The sequence below is a fragment of the Motilimonas eburnea genome (genome assembly GCF_021295345.1).
Classification (GTDB): domain Bacteria; phylum Pseudomonadota; class Gammaproteobacteria; order Enterobacterales; family CBDFNC01; genus Motilimonas; species Motilimonas eburnea.
The window spans coordinates 44,489-62,738 of record NZ_JAIMJB010000020.1; the positions used below are offsets into that span (position 1 = coordinate 44,489).

The following is an 18,250-nucleotide window of genomic DNA, read 5'->3' on the forward strand; positions in this document are numbered from 1 at the left end:
TATTTACTAAATTGACTTATTGATGATATTTATCATTATACGTTGATATCAACACAGCGTAACTGACAAATTTAGGGTTAATTTCAATCAACAATAAGGATGCAGATGTATGGCAACCGGTACGGTTAAATGGTTCAACAACGCAAAAGGTTTTGGTTTCATTTGTGCTGAAGAAGGCGGTGAGGACATTTTTGCTCATTATTCAACCATACAAATGGAAGGCTATCGCACACTCAAAGCCGGACAGCAAGTGCAATTTGAAACGCACTCAGGTCCCAAAGGCTCACACGCCACCGAAATTTGCCCACTAGAGCAAAAATAAGGCTTCTCAACATAAAGCAGGTTAGCCCCATTAACCTGCTTTTTATTTTACGTTGTTTGAGTAAAAAAAAGTAGCCACCGCTGGATCTATCCTTCCCATGATTTTCACTTTTTAATCATCTTCAGTCTGATATGATTGTTCCTCAAATTTGCCCAGAGAACACCGAGTCAATGAAGGCCGCGCCCAATACTCCTAACAACCGCCGCCCCGTTAAGCCGAGTCGCAAGCGCAAGGCTGGCGCGAACGATTTCAATAAACCAAGCACGGTCAGACGTGCCAATCACCGTACGCCTGACAAAACCAGAGTGATCTTATTTAACAAGCCTTTTGATGTGCTCAGCCAGTTTACTGATGGCGGCAATCGAGCGACTTTAAAAGATTATATCGACATTAAGGATGTTTACGCTGCGGGGCGCTTAGACCGAGACAGTGAAGGACTACTGGTATTAACCAACAACGGTAAACTGCAAGCCAAAATCACCTCCCCCAAAGCCAATACCAGTAAAACTTACTGGGTACAGGTAGAAGGTGAACCCACCGAAGCCGCTTTAGCGCAATTACGCCAAGGCGTTGAATTAAAAGACGGCATGACCTTGCCCGCAGAGGTCACCATCATGGCAGAGCCCGATATTTGGCCGCGTACCCCGCCCATTCGTGAGCGTAAAAATATACCCACCACTTGGCTGAGTCTTTCTATCCGCGAAGGACGCAATCGCCAAGTAAGAAGAATGACGGCTCACATTGGCCACCCTACACTGCGTTTAGTTCGCTATCGAATCGGCAACTGGACCCTAGACAATATTCCATCAGGACAGTATCAGGAGATCTCAACGGATGTTTAGCCCACATGTTACCGTGGCTTGCGTGGTTAAATACAAGCAAAAATATTTAGTGGTGGAAGAGCAAGACAATGGTCGCATTGTTTATAATCAACCTGCCGGTCACCTAGAAGCCAATGAATCCCTCATTGAAGCGGCCAGCCGTGAAATCGCTGAAGAGACAGGTTTAATCATTACCCCAACCAATTTTGTTGGCAGTTATCTGTTTACCAGTCCGGTAAATGGGGTGACCTATTTGCGTTTTTGTTTTTTCTACCAATTTGACCAAGCCCCAGCACCTTGTAAACCGCAAGATCCCGATATTATCAACTGTCACTGGTTTACCTTAGAAGAATTAAAGCAACAGCAAACTAAGCTGCGTAGCGCCCTCGTACTAGAAGTGATTGAAGACGCTCAAGCCGGTCAACTTGCCGATCTATCCCAAATAAAACACTACCCACTGGCAACGGTTTAACTTTCCTATCGAAACGAATTAAAGAAATAACTGTGGTCTAACTCACAAAGCTGTTTTAGGCCGCTAAATTCTGCTAGAATCACGCCCGTTTTTGCCCAGAGAATAAATTAAGATGACAGATAATAGTCAAACTAAAGTGATCGTAGGCATGTCCGGCGGCGTCGATTCTTCCGTTTCTGCGTATTTACTGCTTGAACAAGGCTACCAAGTAGAAGGCTTGTTCATGAAAAACTGGGAAGAAGACGACAACGAAGAATACTGCGCCGCAGCCGAAGATTTAAAAGATGCCCAAGCCGTGTGTGACAAACTAGGCATCCACCTGCATACCATTAACTTTGCCGCAGAATACTGGGACAACGTATTCGAGCACTTCCTAGCTGAATACAAGGCTGGACGCACCCCTAATCCCGATATTCTCTGTAACAAAGAAATCAAATTTAAAGCCTTTTTAGAATTCACCTGTGAAGAGCTCGGTGCTGATTACATCGCCATGGGCCATTACGTCCGCAATCGCTGTGTCGATGGGCAATGGCAAATGCTGCGCGGCTTAGATAACAACAAAGACCAAAGCTACTTTTTATACACATTAAGTGCTGAACAAGTCGGTAAAACCTTGTTCCCCGTTGGCGACATCGAAAAACCGCGCGTTCGCGAGATAGCCGAGCAACAAGGTTTAGTTACCCATAATAAAAAAGACAGTACCGGTATCTGTTTTATCGGTGAACGCAAATTCACCGACTTTCTACAGCAATACCTACCCGCACAGCCAGGTAATATCGAAACCTATGAAGGCGACGTCATTGGCCAGCATCAAGGCTTGATGTATCACACCCTAGGCCAGCGTAAAGGATTGCACATAGGTGGCCTACAAGATGGCAGTGGTGAGCCTTGGTATGTGGTCGAAAAAGATCTTAAACGCAATGTGTTAGTGGTTGGCCAAGGTGCGGATCACCCGGCACTCTTTTCTTACGGGTTTGACGCCACTCAAGTGCACTGGGTAAACCGCCAGCCTCTTACTGCGCCTTTAACATGTACAGTGAAAACTCGCTACCGTCAGCAAGATGTCCCTTGTGTCGTTACCCAAACTGGCGACGACACCTTATCGGTTATCTTTGACCAACCCGAAAAAGCCGTTACACCGGGCCAATCCGCCGTGTTCTATCTTGGCGAAGTCTGTTTAGGTGGGGCGGTGATCGACCATCAATATCGTGAGAAACCAAACAACGATGAGTAAAGAATTATATGACCGCACATTAGCTTTTGCTGGTATTTGGCAAGCCGCGTCACTCGTTGAAGAAATCGCGCGCACCGGTCAATGTAACCAAGAGCAGCTAGGGCAAACTTTAAACGCATTACTGGTCACCGAACCCAGCTCCACTTTGGCTGTCTTTGGTGAGCTGGCCAATCTCGAGCGAGGCTTCAAGGTACTCATCGACCAGCTTGATAAACAAGCGGACCCGAAAAATATTGCCATTACCCGCTATGTGATTGGTTTGCTAGCACTCGAAAAGAAACTGGCTAAACGCCATGATGCCATGAATGCCTTAGCTGAACGCATCTCTCAAGTAAAACGTCAAACCGCGCACTTTGAACTGACCGACGAGCAAATATTAGGTAATCTTGCCGATATCTATAGCGATATCATCAGCCCCCTAGGGCCAAGAATTCAAGTGCAAGGTAGCCCAGATCAATTACGTCAGCCTCGCGTTCAGCAAACGATCCGCGCCTTGTTGCTCGCAGGGATCCGCAGCAGTGTGTTGTGGCGTCAAGTCGGTGGTAAACGTCGTCACATTATATTCTCGCGTAAGAAAATGGTCGAACAAGCCAAAATTAACTTAGCCAATATTTAACACTAAACATAACAATCCTGTCAGCTTGACTGACATTTGCACACAGGAGTAAGCAATGGAACTTTCAGCACTAACGGCTGTTTCTCCGGTCGATGGCCGTTACGGCAGTAAAACTGCACTATTACGCTCAATTTTCAGTGAGTTTGGTTTAATTAAATACCGAGTGCAGGTAGAAGTTCGCTGGTTACAAAAATTAGCTGCTACCCAAGGCATTGACGAAGTGCCTGCATTTAGCGAACAAGCCAATGCCCTTCTTGATAGCATCGTCGCTGAGTTCTCTGAGCAAGACGCACAGCGCGTTAAAACCATCGAGGCTACCACTAACCACGACGTGAAAGCGGTTGAGTATTTCTTAAAAGAAAAAGTAGCGCAAAACGCTGAGTTAGAAGCGGTTTCTGAATTCATTCACTTTGCTTGTACCTCTGAAGACATTAACAACACTTCTCATGGTTTAATGCTAACCGAAGCGCGTGAACAAGTGGTTGTGCCTTACTGCGAAAAAATCGTTCAAGCCATCCGTGGTCTAGCAACAGCTTACCGTGACACGCCAATGCTATCTCGCACTCACGGCCAGCCAGCTTCTCCAACTACCTTAGGTAAAGAAATGGCCAACGTGGTTGCTCGTTTAGAGCGCCAAGTGAAGCAAATTAAAGCGGTTGAATTTTTAGGTAAAACCAACGGCGCCGTGGGTAACTACAACGCTCATCTTAGCGCTTACCCTGAAGTAAACTGGGAACAATTTGCGCAGGAGTTTGTAACGGGTCTAGGACTCACCTTTAACCCTTACACCACCCAAATTGAGCCGCACGATTACATTGCGGAATTTTTTGATGCCATCGCACGTTTTAACACCATTTTGTTAGACTTTGACCGCGACATCTGGGGTTACATCTGTTTAGGCCACTTTAAGCAAAAAACCATCGCCGGTGAAATTGGCTCTTCAACCATGCCGCACAAAGTAAACCCAATCGACTTTGAAAACTCAGAAGGTAACTTAGGCCTAGCCAACGCGATTTTTGATCACCTAGCGGCAAAACTGCCTGTGTCTCGCTGGCAGCGTGACCTAACCGACTCAACCGTACTGCGTAACCTAGGTGTCGCTATCGGTTACTCTGTGATTGCGTATGAAGCCAGCTTAAAAGGCATCAGCAAGCTAGAAGCCAACGAGCAAAACCTCGCCGATGACCTAAACAACAACTGGGAAGTACTGGCCGAGCCTATCCAAACGGTTATGCGCCGATACGGTATCGAGAAGCCTTACGAGAAGCTAAAAGAGCTAACCCGCGGTAAACGTGTTGATGCTCAAGGCATTGCTGACTTCATCGATACCCTAGAGCTGCCTGAGACTGTTAAAGCCGAGCTAAAACAGCTAACGCCGGCTAACTATATAGGTATCGCGGTTAAACTAACCGACCAGCTATAATCTACATTACCTCAGCCTGGTTAACTGTGGGTGGCAGCTCTTCTGTGGGAGCTGCAGTCATGCAGCGATAAATTTCGCTTAACAAAGTTGAGGTTACTTAGATTAGCTAACTAAGCCGTAATCAAGACTGGCAATAAGCCTTAGTGATTGCGGCTTTTTTTACATTTAATAAGAACGTTTTCATTATGTCGATGCAACTGCAACTTGATATTAACCACTTTTTAGCCACCTATTGGCAGCGCAAACCTTTGTTTATTAAACAAGGTATTGCCCATTTTTGCGATCCCATCAGCCCAGAAGAGATGGCGGGATTGGCAATGGAAAACGAAGTGCAATCACGCATGGTATTGCGCAATCAAGATCAGTGGCAAGCAAGCTGTGGCCCATTTAGCGACTTTAGTGCCCTCTCCAACAATGGCGCCACCTTACTCAACCAAGCGGTAAACCATTGGCACCCTGCCTGTGCGGATTTGGTCAAGCTGTTTCATTTTATTCCTAACTGGCGCTTTGACGACTTAATGATCAGCTATTCCACCCCTGAAGGCGGTGTTGGCCCACACATAGATCAATACTGCGTGTTTATTATTCAAGGCCAAGGTAAACGGCATTGGCGAGTGGGTGAGAAACAAGAGCTAAAGGAATTTACCTCTGGCCAAGCATTGCGCCATTGCGGCCCATTTGAGGCCTGCATTGATGTGATCATGGAGCCCGGCGATGTCCTTTATATTCCGCCAGGTTGCCCACACGAAGGTTATGCCGTTGAGCCTGCACTTAACTACTCAGTGGGTTTTCGAGCGCCGGATCAAAAAGAGCTACTCAACGACTTTACCGACCATTTATTGCAACAGCAGATGAGTTTTACGCGCTATAGCGATCCAGAGCTAACCAGCGACGCTCATTACGGTGAAATATCACGACATGAAACCAACAAACTGAGTCAGTTATTAACTGATTTGATCCGCGACCCAGACGTGTTTTTGCCGTTTCTTGGTCAGCACTTCTCCAACTCAAATCACGAATTAGATATTTTGCCCCTTGAGCCAGACCAACAGTGGCATCAAGCAGACCTATTGGCTGCCCTTGAAGCAGGAGAATATGCCGATAAGGTGGCCGGGCTGAAGTTTTTATACCTTGAAGAACTCACCAATACCCTGTTCATTCATGGCGAAGCCGTGACCATCCCAAGTGAAGCCTACAGTGATTATCAGCAGCTCACCCAGCCCGGTTGCAATCAAATGCTGATCCAAAAAATCTTAGCCGGGCGTCACTATCAGCCGTTGTTGGATTGGTTTAACGCAGGCTACCTCTATCTGGTCTAACCTAAATATCCTGCTCAAAGCGTAACTGGCGAGTTTCGGCTTCCAGTTGCGCGGCAAAGATTTCATCTAATACCGCAGCCACATTCGCCGCTTGCTCCGGCTCTTTATAAAGGCCCGTTAACACGGTTTCTGGGGTTAATTCACCTGCGACATACAAGGCCCACATTTCTTTGGCGTATTGTGAACTCAACAGATCAGGAGCAAATTGACCATAATAAGCGCGCATATTGTTCACATCACGCTCAAACATCCATTTGGCATTGTTATTTGCCGCCGCGTTCACCGCTTGCGGTAGGTCGATGATCACAGGACCATAGTCATCCACCAGTACGTTGAATTCAGATAAATCACCGTGAACGATACCAATACAAAGCATACGCTGGATGTATTGCAGCATCACTTGATGATCTTCAATCGCCTGCTCAGCTGACATAGTGACGTCATTAAGCCGAGATGCAACCGTGCCGTCGTCTTCGCAAATAAGCTCCATCAATAACACGCCATCAAAACAACCATCAGGCTCAGGCACGCGCACGCCCGCATTTTGCAGGGCATATAAAGCGTCAATTTCCGCGCTTTGCCAGATTTTTTCTTGTTCGCTGCGGCCAAAGTTTGAACCTTTCGCCATGGCTCGGGCACGGCGGCTATTACGCACGTTACGCCCTTCGCGATATTGTGCGGCTTGTTTAAAGCTGCGCTTAGCCGCTTCTTTATATACCTTGGCGCAGCGTAATTGCTCACCACAACGCACCACATAAACGGCAGCTTCTTTGCCGCTCATTAATTGACTGACAACCGCGTCTATCACACCGTCGTCAACTAAGCTTAACAATGATGATGGGATCTTCATGATGCTTGATCAGCCTTTGGTTCTAAGCCGGCAATTTGGAGCAACAAAGAGATAAAAGCATCGCTAGCCGACAACAAAGCAGACTCCTCCATGGTGTGATAACCCATGGTAGGCACTTGCAAAGTGGTGCCTTGTACAAAACCATTGGACGCCGCGGTGATCCGCCCTAGCTCGGTGCTGCCTAAGGATGCGGGATCACGCCCTTGCGCTGCCGCTAATTTATTTTGCTGTTCGATGTAAGCATCTTTAAACACATAACTGATGCCGGTTTCTTGACATAATTGTTCAAGCTTGTCGGTTAACACAACGTTAAAGCTGGCGTTGGCATCACGTCGACGCAATACCACCTGCTGATGGGCTAAGCTAGCGCGGTCGGGAAAAGGACTGGTATCCACCACAATCAAATTATCGGTTGCGCCATTAAAACGACGGAACCATTCCAGCAAATAGCGCCAACTACTGCCCGACTCTTCTTCGGCGGTAAAAAAGGCCGTGCCTTGAAAACCACACTCATACAAATACACCAATGCAGCCGCTGTCATCACGTTATCTAATTGGCCCGTCACCATGCCATCTTTTACTTTTAAGCTATCGGTAAACGCCACCGGCGTGCCTGCCACTAAATGCTCCAAACCATCAACTTCAAAAATCAAGTTATTGCGAAACTCACAAATATAAGCCTTATTGATCATGCCCGAACCACGATAAGAGCCAGACCAAGGCTCATAAGCCATTACCGGAATACGGCGAAATCTGTCCACTATCTTGGTCATTAATTTTTCTGATACTGAGTTGCCCAACAGATCAGAGCGATGGCCAGTCACAAACGCCGCATATTGGAATTCATTGGGGCCGGTGCACACTAAACCATGACGGTCAATATGGGCTGAGAACATCGCACTGTTAGGCTGGTTACCTTGCGCCACCAGTAAGCCTTCATACCAGGTGACGTTAGCCCCTCGCTCTTCTAGTTCGCGCTGCAGCACACGAAAAAATGAATGCTCCGCACCCACAACGCTAGGTTGGCGTATGAGAACGCGCAATAAATCAAAAAAATCTTGGTACTGACTCAACGGGTTTTCTTCCAGTTTCTATCTCTCTATTTCGCACAATAGAGCTAAACTGACTTAGACACCATGGAAATCTCTCAAATTTAGAAAAAAGATCGCCTCTTAGGCCAAAAAACAGCCATTAACAAAAATGCAAATTAACGCTTAATGCCAAAAAACAGCCAGGTGAAGATTTTTAAACCTATTATTTGTCAGCTTGCAGGATTTTATATCTATATTTAAGGCTTGAAGTGGTGAATATAGGTAGCGCAATCACAAAGCCATAAATATTTACGCTACAAAAAAGCATAAACATGCCGCCGATACAGAATAATCCTCTGCTATATTTTGACTATAAATAGCAAGATACATTAACATTTTCGACTTTTTATACATATTTGACGGTTTTTTATGTTGTATTAATGTGATGTAGCAGCTTTACATATTATTCAATTGCCATTAAGTTAGCCGACAACCTAATAGGACTATTGACTAGATTCCACCCTAAAGACAGCAAAAAAGGACTTAGTCTTGACTCAAGATAAGAATATGTCACTTCTCGAAGTGCAACACTTACAAATCGAATACCCCTCTCGCCATGGGGTGATGGTCGCCGTTAAAGATCTCTCGTTTTCGATTACCGCGGGTGAAATTGTAGGCATAGTGGGTGAATCTGGGGCTGGTAAATCCACCATAGGTAACGCCATCATTGACTTGCTCAGTCCCCCCGGTGTCATTGCGCAAGGCGAGGTTTACCTTAATGGCAATAAAATTTCAGGTTTAAGCCGCGAGCAAATGCGCCAAGTGCGCGGCTCCAAGATAGGTTTTATCTTCCAAGATCCCATGACTTCCCTCAATAGCTTGTTCACTATAGAGCAACAAATGGTCGAAACCGTATTAGCCAATATGGATGTTAGTCGTGAACAAGCCTATCAGCGCTCGCTGGATATGCTTGCTGCCGTGGGGATCCCTGAGCCAGAACTGCGCATAAAACAATACCCTCATCAGTTTTCTGGCGGTATGCGCCAGCGTGTTGTGATCGCCATCGCCTTGATCTGTGAGCCCGAGCTGATTATTGCCGATGAGCCAACCACGGCCTTAGATGTGTCGATTCAAGATCAAATCTTAGAATTAATTAAGAAACTCTGTAAAGAGCGCCAAGTGGGCTGCATGTTGGTCACTCACGACATGGGTGTGGTTGCCAGTGTCACCGACAAGGTGGCCGTCATGTATCGCGGCCAACTAGTGGAAATGGGCAGCACTGCGCAAGTACTCGGCGCACCGAACCACGAATACACCAAAAGCCTTATCTCAGCGGTACCACGCAGCGATCTTAAACTGGTGCGTTTTCCTCTGGTCAACTACATTGAAACCGCCGAAGAGATACATCAACTTGATATCGCTAATCACTGGTTGGGCCAATCCCAAGATCAAAAGCAATACCAAGGGCCATTGTTAAAAGTGGAGAACGTCAACCTACGCTTTACCACCAAGGATTCGATTTTCCCAAGCCGCCGTGAATATGTGCAAGCATCCAATAACGTCTCGTTTGAAATCCATGAGGGGGAAACCTTTGGTTTAGTGGGTGAAAGTGGCAGCGGCAAATCCACCATCGCCCGTGCCATAGCTGGCTTATATACGCCGCAATCCGGCAATATTACCTTTGAAGGTGTTGAGCTTACCGAGCTTAAAAGTGAGCAGGCCAGAAGGCCGCTTCGCAGACAAATGCAAATGGTCTTTCAAAACCCCTATACCTCGATGAACCCAAGAATGAAGGTGGCTGACATTATTGCCGAGCCAATCCGCTTTCATCGCTTGGCCGAGAAACACCAAGTGGATCAAATCGTTTCTGACCTATTAGATCATGTCGGATTAGGCCGCAAAGCCGGTTTGAAATACCCCCATGAGTTCTCCGGTGGCCAGCGTCAGCGCATTTCAATTGCCAGAGCCCTCGCTACACGCCCTCGGTTACTTATCTGTGATGAGCCAACGTCGGCTCTTGACGTGTCGGTACAAGCGCAAATCTTAAACCTACTTAAAGATCTACAAGATGAGCTAAACCTCACTATGCTGTTTATTAGCCACGATTTGCCGGTGATCAGGCAAATGTGTGATCGCATTGGCGTGATGAAACACGGCCATTTAGTGGAAGTGGGCAATAGTGAACAAATTTTCACCGCCCCCCAACACGAGTACAGCAAAAACCTAATCAGCTTAATGCCGTCGTTCGCAGCCTTTAGCAAACAAAATTTACAAATCGCTAAGTAGCGATAATGAAATACGGACTGACAAAAGAACAATAAAAGCTGAGTCAGTATTAAAGCAAATTTACAAATCGCAATATAGCGATCTAGACAAACCACAATGCAAAAACAACAACCACATTCGGTGTGGACAATGAAATACGGACTGACAAAAGAACAATAAAAGCTGAGTCAGTATTAAACAAAATTTACAAATCGCAATATAGCGATCTAGACAAACCACAATGCAAAAACAACAACCACATTGGAGCGTACAATGAAATACGGACTGACAAAAATTGCAGGGGCGCTACTGGCGGCCGGTTTCGCATTTAATACTGCAGCAGCAGATATCACCATTGCTTACCCATCGGATCCTATCTCCATGGACATCCATGAGCAGCTATCGGGCGGCATGATGCAGTTATCTCACATGACCTTTGATCCTTTGGTGCGCTGGACCCAAGATCTGCAATTTGAAGGCCGCTTAGCCGAAAAATGGGAGCGTATCGACCCGTTAACCGTGCGTTTTACACTGCGTAAAGGGGTTAAATTCCATTCAGGTAACGACTTTACTGCTAACGATATTGCTTGGACCTTAGATCGCTTAAAAACCAGTACCGACTACAAAGGGTTATTTGAAGCCTTTGCCAGCGCCAAAGTGATTGATGACTACACTATCGATCTGGTGACCACCGAGCCGTATCCACTACTACTTCCTATGGCTACTTATATTTTTGCCATGGATTCAAAGTTTTACACTGGCGTAGATGAAAACAATAAAGACAAGTCAGCCATTATTAAGTTTGGTAACACCTTTGCATCAAACAACATGTCAGGTACTGGCCCATTTAAAGTGAAAAGCCGTGAACAAGGCATCAAATGGGAATTCGAACGCTTTGATGGTTACTGGGACAAACAATCGCCGGGTAATGTTGATAACCTGACCTTAGTCGCGATCAAAGAAGATGCGACGCGTGTTGCTGCACTGCTTTCTGGGGATGTTGATATGATTTCACCAGTGGCACCAAACGATCACAAGCGTGTAAAACAAAACAATAAGTTAGAGCTAGTTACCCTACCGGGTACCCGCATCATTACTTTCCAAATGAACCAAAAGAGCAATCCAGCACTGCAAGATGTGCGGGTGCGTCAAGCCATCGTTCATGCCATTAACAACGAAGGCATAGTGAAAAAAATCATGAAAGATTTTGCGACCGTTGCCTCTCAACAAAGCCCGCAAGGTTACCTTGGCCATACACCAGAGCTGGAAGTACGTTACGACCTGAAACGTGCTAAGCAACTGATGAAAGAAGCCGGCTATGAAAACGGCTTTAAGCTATCCATGATAGCGCCGAGCGATCGCTACATCAATGATGCCAAAATTGCTCAAGCTACCGCGTCTATGCTAGCGAAAATCGGCATTAAAGTTGACCTTAAAACCATGCCTAAAGCGCAATACTGGCCTGAATTTGATAAGTGTGCTGCTGACATGCTGATGATTGGCTGGCACTCAGACACCGAAGACAGTGCAAACTTCACTGAGTTTTTAACCATGACCCGAGATGAAAAAACCGGTATGGGCCAATACAACTGTGGTTACTACTCTAATGCGAAGGTCGATAAATTGGTCAATGATGCCAATACTGAAACCGACACAACCAAGCGCGCTGCCATGCTAAAAGAGGTAGAAACCATCCTCCACAACGAGGCCGCTTTTGTACCCCTGCATTGGCAAAACCTGTCTTGGGGTGCCAATAAGAAACTCAACATGAAACCCGTGATTAACGTAATGGAGTTTCCTTACCTTGGCGATCTGGTGGTTGCCGAATAAAACCCAGAGCCAACCCAAGCATGATGGGGTTGGCAATCTGTCGTTTAGGGGCGAGGAAAGTAGGCCCCTTCATTTATTGTTGTGTCTTCTCGTAGACGTATTAGGGATCAGGTTTGATTGCTAGGCGTGCTACAACTAGTCGTTAGGAAATAATATGTTTACCTTTTTATTGAAAAGGTTAGTGCAAGCCACCATCGTCATGTTGGTGATAAGCCTAGTGGCCTTCGCGGTTAAGGATAACCTGGGCGATCCATTGCGTGAGTTAACAGGCCAATCCGTGTCAGAAGCGGAGCGGCAAAAAATGCGCACTGAGATGGGCTTAAATGACCCCTTTGTGGTTCAATATAAGCGGTTTTTAATCAATGCGGTACAAGGTGATTTTGGTACCTCTTACACCTTTAACCGCCCTGCGCTGGAGGTGATATTAGACCGTTTAGTGGCCACGTTAGAGCTGGTTTTTGCGGCCACCTTGATCATTATCGGCTTATCTATTCCGCTCGGGGTGTATTGCGCGATTAACCCCAAACATGGGTTCAGTAAACTGGTGATGGCCATTTCCAGTATCGGTATTTCGATCCCCGTGTTCCTAACCGCTATCTTATTGATGTACGTATTCTCTATTGAGCTGGGCTGGTTGCCTGCTTATGGACGCGGTGAAACCGCAAACTGGCTTGGCTGGGAATCCGGCTTTTTCACTCTCGATGGCTTAGCCCATTTGATATTACCTGCGTTTGCCCTTGCTTCAATTATGCTGCCACTCTTTATTCGCTTGGTACGCAGTGAGATGATCGAGCAACTCAGCTCAGAATACGTCAAGTTTGCGTATGCCAAAGGCTTGCCACAGCGCCGTGTTTGGTATTTACATGCGTTAAAAAACACCCTGCTACCCGTGTTAACCGTGGGTGGTGTGCAAATCGGTACCATGGTGGCCTACACCATTTTAACGGAAAAGGTATTTCAATGGCCGGGCACTGGGTTTTTATTCCTCGACTCGATCCAACGTACTGACACGCCTGTGATCACAGCTTATGTGATTGTGGTTGGGCTGATATTTGTGATCACCAATACCATAGTGGATTTACTGTACGGACTCATCAATCCGACCGTCAACTTAACGGCAAAGGGCTAACATCATGACAACCAATATTGCTGCTAGCCCTAGCCGCTGGCAAAAAATAAAACAATCGGACTTCATCTACTATTTCAGTCGCGACAAGGTTGCCATGCTCAGTTTCGCGGTTTTTTTAACCTGCCTGATAGTGGCCTTTACGGCCCCTTGGATTGCTCCCCACGATCCCTATGCCCTTGAAAGCATCGATATCATGGACTCCGAGCTGCCCCCTGTGATGTTGAGTGAGGACGGTGACGATCGCTTTTTTCTTGGCACCGATAACCAAGGCCGGGATATTTTAAGCACCATCATGTATGGGATGCGCGTATCCTTAACTATCGGCATTTTGGCGGTGGGTTTACAGCTGTTCTTAGGCATCGTCATCGGCCTTTGTGCGGGCTATTTTGGCGGCAAAATTGACAGTTTTCTGATGCGTATTGCCGATGTGCAATTGTCGTTCTCCACCATGATGGTCGCCATTATTGTCTCGGCAATTTTCCAAGGCGCAATGGGCTCGGAAATGTACAGTCAATATGCCATTTTGATGTTAGTCCTCATCATTGGCATTGCCGAATGGCCACAATATGCACGCACCATCAGGGCATCGGTTTTAGCCGAGAAGAAAAAAGAATACGTCGAAGCATCGCTGGTGATGGGCTTAAAAGCCCCCCGCATCATGTTTCGTCACATTCTGCCTAATTGTTTATCGCCTATTTTGGTGATCTCAACGGTACAAATAGCCAACGCCATCATGAGCGAGGCAGCACTTTCCTTCTTAGGCCTAGGTATGCCGGTCACCCAACCCTCATTAGGGTCATTGATCAGCATCGGCTTTGAATACATCTTTTCTGGCTCTTGGTGGATCACCGTTTTTCCTGGCATTGTATTAGTGAGTTTGATCTTGGTGATCAATCTACTTGGCGACTGGTTGCGTGATTTCTTTAACCCTAAGGTTTATCAAGACTAACCCACTGTTTCAGGGCACTTTCGTGCCCTATTCCCTTCATAGATGATCCCCATCTCAATATCGAAAAATATGACATTATTCTTTCAGTAAAAGACTTAAGGACTGGCATTCCTTGCCGATATAAAATAAATGTAAAAACTAAATAACCCCCTTTAATTAGCATATTTGAGCGAGAAAACCATGAATCTAAAAATGTCACACTCCCTCTACCTCTCATTCGGCGCTATCCTGTTTTTGATGGTAGCCATGAGTACCCTTGCCAGCTTCAAAGTCAATCACGCCGTTGAGATTGCCGATGAAGTGTCACAAGATGACGTACCGGGCGCCATTGCTGGGCTGCAACTGCTCAATATGCTGAGTCAAATGCAACTGACCGCCTTTGAGTACCTGAGTGGGGAAACGGAAGAGCGTGATGTTTATTTTCAAATCAAAACCCGTTTTTTACCGACTTTTGAACAGCTTAAACAACTGGAATCAAACTCTGCGGCCAACAGAGAAAAAATGGCCTCGATGGCTCAACTACTGCAACAATATACCCAAGCGTTAGAAGCCAATATTTTCAGCGACACTAACCAGCCCCTCGCGCAACGTTATCTCGCGTTAGATGCCATCGAAAACACCTACTTTAAACCCCTTGAGACCATGCTCAACACAACAACAGATGAAGAGGTCGCCGATGCCATTAAAGGGTTGGCGTCTCAATCTGATTCTTTGGCAGAAATGAAAACAGGCCAGATAGTGACTACCTTGATATCGGTCTGTATCGGTATGGGAATTGCTTTTTTACTCGCTCGTTCAATTGGCCAACGCTTAACCCAATTGATGGCTGTCGCCAATGAAATTGCAACAGGTAATCTATCTCAACAACTGACCATCAGTGACAAAAAGGATGAAATCAGCCAGGTGGCGAACTCTATCTGCCAAATGCAGCAATCGTTAAAGGAATTGATCACCGCTATCAGCGATGTGTCCGAGCGCGTCAAGATCACCAGCCTTGAGTTAGAGCAAGGCAGCTTAGAAGTACAACAAGGCAGTCAAGCACAGTCGGATAAAGCCGAGCAAATTGCCACCTCGGCCGAAGAAATGAATGTGACCGTCGAAGAAGTTGCTCAACAAAGTGCTTTGGCCAGTGAAGAAGCTAAAGCGGCAGGCGAACTGGCACATAATGGCAGTAAAGTGATGGATCAAATGGTCACGAGCTCTAAGAGCACCGTGGTTAGGATCAAAGAGATGTCCAACGGAATTTTGGAGCTAGGCAAACGCAGTGATGAAATTGGGAATGTGATCAGAGTGATCACAGACATTGCAGACCAGACCAACCTACTCGCTTTAAATGCCGCCATTGAAGCCGCTCGTGCTGGTGAACTGGGGCGAGGGTTTTCCGTTGTCGCTGAAGAAGTGCGCAACCTTGCAGAGCGCACCACCCAAGCAACTAAGGAGGTAGCTGAAATTATCAGTGCCATTCAAAGTGAAACCAAAACTGCGGTGAACAATTCACAACAAAGCTGTGAGTTGGTCGAGCAAGGCGCATCCTTAAGTGAAGAGTCTCGTCAAGCCCTTGAAGAAATTGTCACTAAAGCGCAGCAAGTGGAAGCCATGATCATGGCAATTGCCACCGCGACCGAGCAACAAACCTCGGTAACCCGTGAGATAGCCAGTGATATCGTGCATGTCAATGATGTGGCCACCCAAAGTGTCACCTTAAGCAACCGCAGCACCGAGCAAAGCCGAGAGCTCACCCAAAATGTCCAGTCCCTTGAAGCCATGCTAGGTAAATTCCGTCTGCGCTAATCCAGTGCCTGTACTCGAAAAGGCGCTAACCATTATCATTCTTGCCAAAGTAAAGATGCATTCTTTGCTTTGGCTAGGATCTCACATGCCCGCTATACTTTCATCTACCACTTGAATCATCTTCTGTGTAAGTTTAATGACAAGAGTGAAATTCTGGCCACTCCCCCTGCTCACGATGAGCTTTGCTGGCTTGGCTGATGAACTGCTGTTGAACAAAGTGTGTAACGTGAATTATCAGGGTGCTGATATAGGCATCCTGACGTTTTCTCAACCTTGGTACCATCATGCCCGCGAGCAAGCTTCTTACATCGCCTTCGACGATGCCACTGGGGTTGGCGTCGAGATACATTTTTTCAACAATAAGCAAGGTAACATCCAGCAAACCAATCTCGCTCAGTGTGATCGTTACCGGTTGTTACAAATACGTTCATCGAACCTCAAACACTCGCAGCAAGCGCCAGCCATCAAAATTGACGTACCCAAACAATTTAGTGAGCCATTTTATGACTATCCACCGCTAGAGCACGGCCGCGGCATGCATTTAACCCCTATCGACCTAGCCGATAAACCCTGGCAGACCAGAACCATGCGCGCATCCACGGTAGCGCTTTATGACACCCCTTATGCCTCGGATTATCATGGGCAAGATGGCCAGCCCATCACGGTCACATTTGAAACCTGCGTGGTCTGCCAACGAGATAACCAATTTGATAGCTTATTGAGTTGTGGCCAATGGGGCTATGAACGTGCATACATGGGCGGTTATGTCGGCTGGTCTGAGCCTGAATTTATTGGCCCTTTTTGCCTCAATCAACCCAGTCAACGTTTCAAAGCTACCCTAGAGCAGCAACGGGAAATAGATTATCGCTATTGGCTAGACTGGCGATAACGCGCCCCTTAGTAAGCTTCGAATAATGCAAATTCGCTCACATCAATCACCAACATCAATTATTTCTAACTAATCTTAGCTAACTCGCCCATTGACTTGAATTCATCACCTTCCCAGCCCACAATATATGGGCGGTTAACGACTACACTTGCACCATAAAGATATCATTAAAACCTGATTACATGTTCCTAGGCGACTCATCCAAACTGTGCCTAAAACCATAGTCAGCATGATGTCCAACGTAACACCTAAGGTTATTTCGATTTACTTATACTTTTAAAAAAGAAAACACTATGTCAGTAGTTCTAAGAGAATTAGAAGGTCGAAGCTACATCCACGTTCGTCGTAAAGTCAACAAAGTTCAAAAACAGCGCTTTATCAACATCGATGGGATGAGCAGACAAGAGATTGCCCTCGCCAAACACGAAGCCAAAAAGTTGGATGAGCAATGGCGTGATGAGCAAGGTGAATTACATCAAGATAGCTTTCTTAAACATTTCTATGAAGAAGGCCAATTCAAACACATTAAAGTGAGAGCACCAGACAACAAAAATGGCTGGCGGATTGGTTTTATCGTCAACCCGATAAACGAAAAAGCCACCACTTGCTCAAGAAGCATTGAGCGCAATGGTTTTGATAAAGCGTTTAAACAGGTTTACGAGGCGTTATTAAACTACTTTAAGCTCTCACCCAAAAGTATTCATGCACGCATTATTGGTGATATTTGGCGCCAAGACCTACACCGTCAATACTTAGAAATGCAGCGAGAGTTAAGCTAAACTCAACCCAAAAGCGAGACAATAATCGTTTACCTTGGATGACAGTGCCGTTACCCCTGACTTGGAGCGGCAATCACAGCCAGGGTGATCCGAGAACAACAGATTAATCGCCCTGGTTCATCTTGGATCTTTATATCCCAAACTTGGCTACGTCCACCAAGATAAACGGCCGTGGCTTTGCCCGTGACCACACCGCTACGAACACTGCGTAAATGATTGGCATTGATCTCTTGTCCAACACACACTTTGCCCATTGGCGCGGCCAAATTGCCAGCAACACTGCCTAAGGTTTCGGCTAACACCACACTGGCCCCGCCGTGTAGCAAGCCATAGGGTTGCTTGGTGATGGCTTTAACCGGCATAGTCGCGATTAAATAATCCTCACCCAACTCGGTATAGCTGATTTCTAAATGGGAAACTAAGGTATTGTCACTCAACTTGTTAAGCTGAGTTAAATCAGCCGTTTTACGCCAGATCGAGGCCATATCATTGCTCCCTTAATAAACAAACGGCAGTCACCTAAGTCACTG

17 protein-coding genes are annotated in these 18,250 nt (G+C 46.3%); 14 read left to right on the forward strand and 3 right to left on the reverse strand.

Annotation, left to right across the window (positions count from 1 at the left end; translation table 11 throughout):
* Positions 1 to 109 precede the first annotated feature (109 nt).
* The 7 genes from cspD (at position 110) to K6Y21_RS17310 (ending at position 6,207) form a co-directional block, all read left to right on the forward strand.
* The gene (gene cspD, locus K6Y21_RS17280; RefSeq protein WP_233073133.1) at positions 110 to 322 is read left to right on the forward strand and encodes a cold shock domain-containing protein CspD; all 213 of its coding nucleotides are present in this window, start codon (positions 110 to 112) and stop codon (positions 320 to 322) included.
* Between the two features lie 131 nt (positions 323 to 453).
* On the forward strand, positions 454 to 1,164 hold the full coding sequence (locus tag K6Y21_RS17285) for a pseudouridine synthase (protein WP_233073134.1): 711 nt from the start codon (positions 454 to 456) through the stop codon (positions 1,162 to 1,164).
* Positions 1,157 to 1,615 (forward strand): NUDIX hydrolase, encoded by a 459-nt coding sequence (locus tag K6Y21_RS17290; protein WP_233073135.1) that lies wholly within the window; start codon positions 1,157 to 1,159, stop codon positions 1,613 to 1,615. Before K6Y21_RS17285 ends, K6Y21_RS17290 begins: the two co-directional genes overlap by 8 nt.
* A gap of 112 nt (positions 1,616 to 1,727) precedes the next feature.
* Complete coding sequence (mnmA, locus tag K6Y21_RS17295) at positions 1,728 to 2,849, forward strand: tRNA 2-thiouridine(34) synthase MnmA (RefSeq protein ID WP_233073136.1); 1,122 nt, start codon at positions 1,728 to 1,730, stop codon at positions 2,847 to 2,849.
* On the forward strand, positions 2,842 to 3,465 hold the full coding sequence (gene hflD / locus K6Y21_RS17300; protein ID WP_233073137.1) for a high frequency lysogenization protein HflD: 624 nt from the start codon (positions 2,842 to 2,844) through the stop codon (positions 3,463 to 3,465). Before mnmA ends, hflD begins: the two co-directional genes overlap by 8 nt.
* 55 nt (positions 3,466 to 3,520) lie before the next feature.
* Entirely contained in the window at positions 3,521 to 4,888 is a 1,368-nt protein-coding gene (gene purB / locus K6Y21_RS17305; RefSeq protein WP_233073138.1) for an adenylosuccinate lyase, read from the forward strand.
* Between the two features lie 185 nt (positions 4,889 to 5,073).
* Complete coding sequence (locus tag K6Y21_RS17310) at positions 5,074 to 6,207, forward strand: cupin domain-containing protein (protein WP_233073139.1); 1,134 nt, start codon at positions 5,074 to 5,076, stop codon at positions 6,205 to 6,207.
* A 1-nt stretch (position 6,208) separates the two neighbouring features.
* On the opposite strand, the gene K6Y21_RS17315 is transcribed toward K6Y21_RS17310, so the two are convergent.
* Together K6Y21_RS17315 and K6Y21_RS17320 are read right to left on the reverse strand one after the other, a co-directional pair.
* On the reverse strand, positions 6,209 to 7,057 hold the full coding sequence (locus K6Y21_RS17315) for a PA4780 family RIO1-like protein kinase (RefSeq protein WP_233073140.1): 849 nt from the start codon (positions 7,055 to 7,057) through the stop codon (positions 6,209 to 6,211).
* Positions 7,054 to 8,130 carry a peptidase M42 gene (locus K6Y21_RS17320; RefSeq protein ID WP_233073141.1) on the reverse strand — a complete coding sequence of 359 codons (1,077 nt, stop codon included), beginning with the start codon at positions 8,128 to 8,130 and terminating at the stop codon, positions 7,054 to 7,056. Before K6Y21_RS17320 ends, K6Y21_RS17315 begins: the two co-directional genes overlap by 4 nt.
* Before the next feature lie 507 nt (positions 8,131 to 8,637).
* On the opposite strand from K6Y21_RS17320, the gene K6Y21_RS17325 reads away from it, so the two are divergent.
* The 7 genes from K6Y21_RS17325 to K6Y21_RS17355 all read left to right on the forward strand — a co-directional run bounded on the left by K6Y21_RS17325 (position 8,638) and on the right by K6Y21_RS17355 (position 17,720).
* Positions 8,638 to 10,374: a dipeptide ABC transporter ATP-binding protein gene (locus K6Y21_RS17325; protein WP_233073142.1), complete on the forward strand. Its 1,737-nt coding sequence runs from the start codon at positions 8,638 to 8,640 to the stop codon at positions 10,372 to 10,374.
* Positions 10,375 to 10,626: 252 nt separating this feature from the next.
* Positions 10,627 to 12,183, forward strand: a complete 1,557-nt coding sequence (locus K6Y21_RS17330; protein ID WP_233073143.1) for an ABC transporter substrate-binding protein — start codon at positions 10,627 to 10,629, stop codon at positions 12,181 to 12,183.
* Between the two features lie 154 nt (positions 12,184 to 12,337).
* The gene (locus K6Y21_RS17335; RefSeq protein WP_233073144.1) at positions 12,338 to 13,312 is read left to right on the forward strand and encodes an ABC transporter permease; all 975 of its coding nucleotides are present in this window, start codon (positions 12,338 to 12,340) and stop codon (positions 13,310 to 13,312) included.
* A 4-nt stretch (positions 13,313 to 13,316) separates the two neighbouring features.
* Complete coding sequence (locus K6Y21_RS17340; protein WP_233073145.1) at positions 13,317 to 14,261, forward strand: ABC transporter permease; 945 nt, start codon at positions 13,317 to 13,319, stop codon at positions 14,259 to 14,261.
* A gap of 180 nt (positions 14,262 to 14,441) precedes the next feature.
* Entirely contained in the window at positions 14,442 to 16,052 is a 1,611-nt protein-coding gene (locus K6Y21_RS17345) for a methyl-accepting chemotaxis protein (RefSeq protein WP_233073146.1), read from the forward strand.
* A 136-nt stretch (positions 16,053 to 16,188) separates the two neighbouring features.
* A complete protein-coding gene (locus tag K6Y21_RS17350) occupies positions 16,189 to 16,941 on the forward strand; it encodes a hypothetical protein (protein WP_233073147.1) in 753 nt (250 codons plus the stop codon).
* A gap of 293 nt (positions 16,942 to 17,234) precedes the next feature.
* A complete protein-coding gene (locus K6Y21_RS17355) occupies positions 17,235 to 17,720 on the forward strand; it encodes a hypothetical protein (RefSeq protein ID WP_233073148.1) in 486 nt (161 codons plus the stop codon).
* A 50-nt stretch (positions 17,721 to 17,770) separates the two neighbouring features.
* Here K6Y21_RS17355 and K6Y21_RS17360 read toward each other — a convergent pair whose 3' ends face one another.
* Positions 17,771 to 18,205, reverse strand: a complete 435-nt coding sequence (locus K6Y21_RS17360; protein WP_233073149.1) for a hotdog fold thioesterase — start codon at positions 18,203 to 18,205, stop codon at positions 17,771 to 17,773.
* Positions 18,206 to 18,250 lie beyond the last annotated feature (45 nt).

Coding starts and splice junctions, on each gene's coding strand:
- K6Y21_RS17340 (WP_233073145.1), top strand. CDS start 13,317: ATGACAACCAATATTGCTGCTAGCCCTAGCCGCTGGCAAAAAATAAAA.
- K6Y21_RS17285 (WP_233073134.1), top strand. CDS start 454: ATGATTGTTCCTCAAATTTGCCCAGAGAACACCGAGTCAATGAAGGCC.
- K6Y21_RS17290 (WP_233073135.1), top strand. CDS start 1,157: ATGTTTAGCCCACATGTTACCGTGGCTTGCGTGGTTAAATACAAGCAA.
- K6Y21_RS17315 (WP_233073140.1), bottom strand. CDS start 7,057: ATGAAGATCCCATCATCATTGTTAAGCTTAGTTGACGACGGTGTGATA.
- purB (WP_233073138.1), top strand. CDS start 3,521: ATGGAACTTTCAGCACTAACGGCTGTTTCTCCGGTCGATGGCCGTTAC.
- K6Y21_RS17330 (WP_233073143.1), top strand. CDS start 10,627: ATGAAATACGGACTGACAAAAATTGCAGGGGCGCTACTGGCGGCCGGT.
- hflD (WP_233073137.1), top strand. CDS start 2,842: ATGAGTAAAGAATTATATGACCGCACATTAGCTTTTGCTGGTATTTGG.
- K6Y21_RS17350 (WP_233073147.1), top strand. CDS start 16,189: ATGACAAGAGTGAAATTCTGGCCACTCCCCCTGCTCACGATGAGCTTT.
- mnmA (WP_233073136.1), top strand. CDS start 1,728: ATGACAGATAATAGTCAAACTAAAGTGATCGTAGGCATGTCCGGCGGC.
- K6Y21_RS17335 (WP_233073144.1), top strand. CDS start 12,338: ATGTTTACCTTTTTATTGAAAAGGTTAGTGCAAGCCACCATCGTCATG.
- K6Y21_RS17355 (WP_233073148.1), top strand. CDS start 17,235: ATGTCAGTAGTTCTAAGAGAATTAGAAGGTCGAAGCTACATCCACGTT.
- K6Y21_RS17360 (WP_233073149.1), bottom strand. CDS start 18,205: ATGGCCTCGATCTGGCGTAAAACGGCTGATTTAACTCAGCTTAACAAG.
- K6Y21_RS17345 (WP_233073146.1), top strand. CDS start 14,442: ATGAATCTAAAAATGTCACACTCCCTCTACCTCTCATTCGGCGCTATC.
- K6Y21_RS17310 (WP_233073139.1), top strand. CDS start 5,074: ATGTCGATGCAACTGCAACTTGATATTAACCACTTTTTAGCCACCTAT.
- cspD (WP_233073133.1), top strand. CDS start 110: ATGGCAACCGGTACGGTTAAATGGTTCAACAACGCAAAAGGTTTTGGT.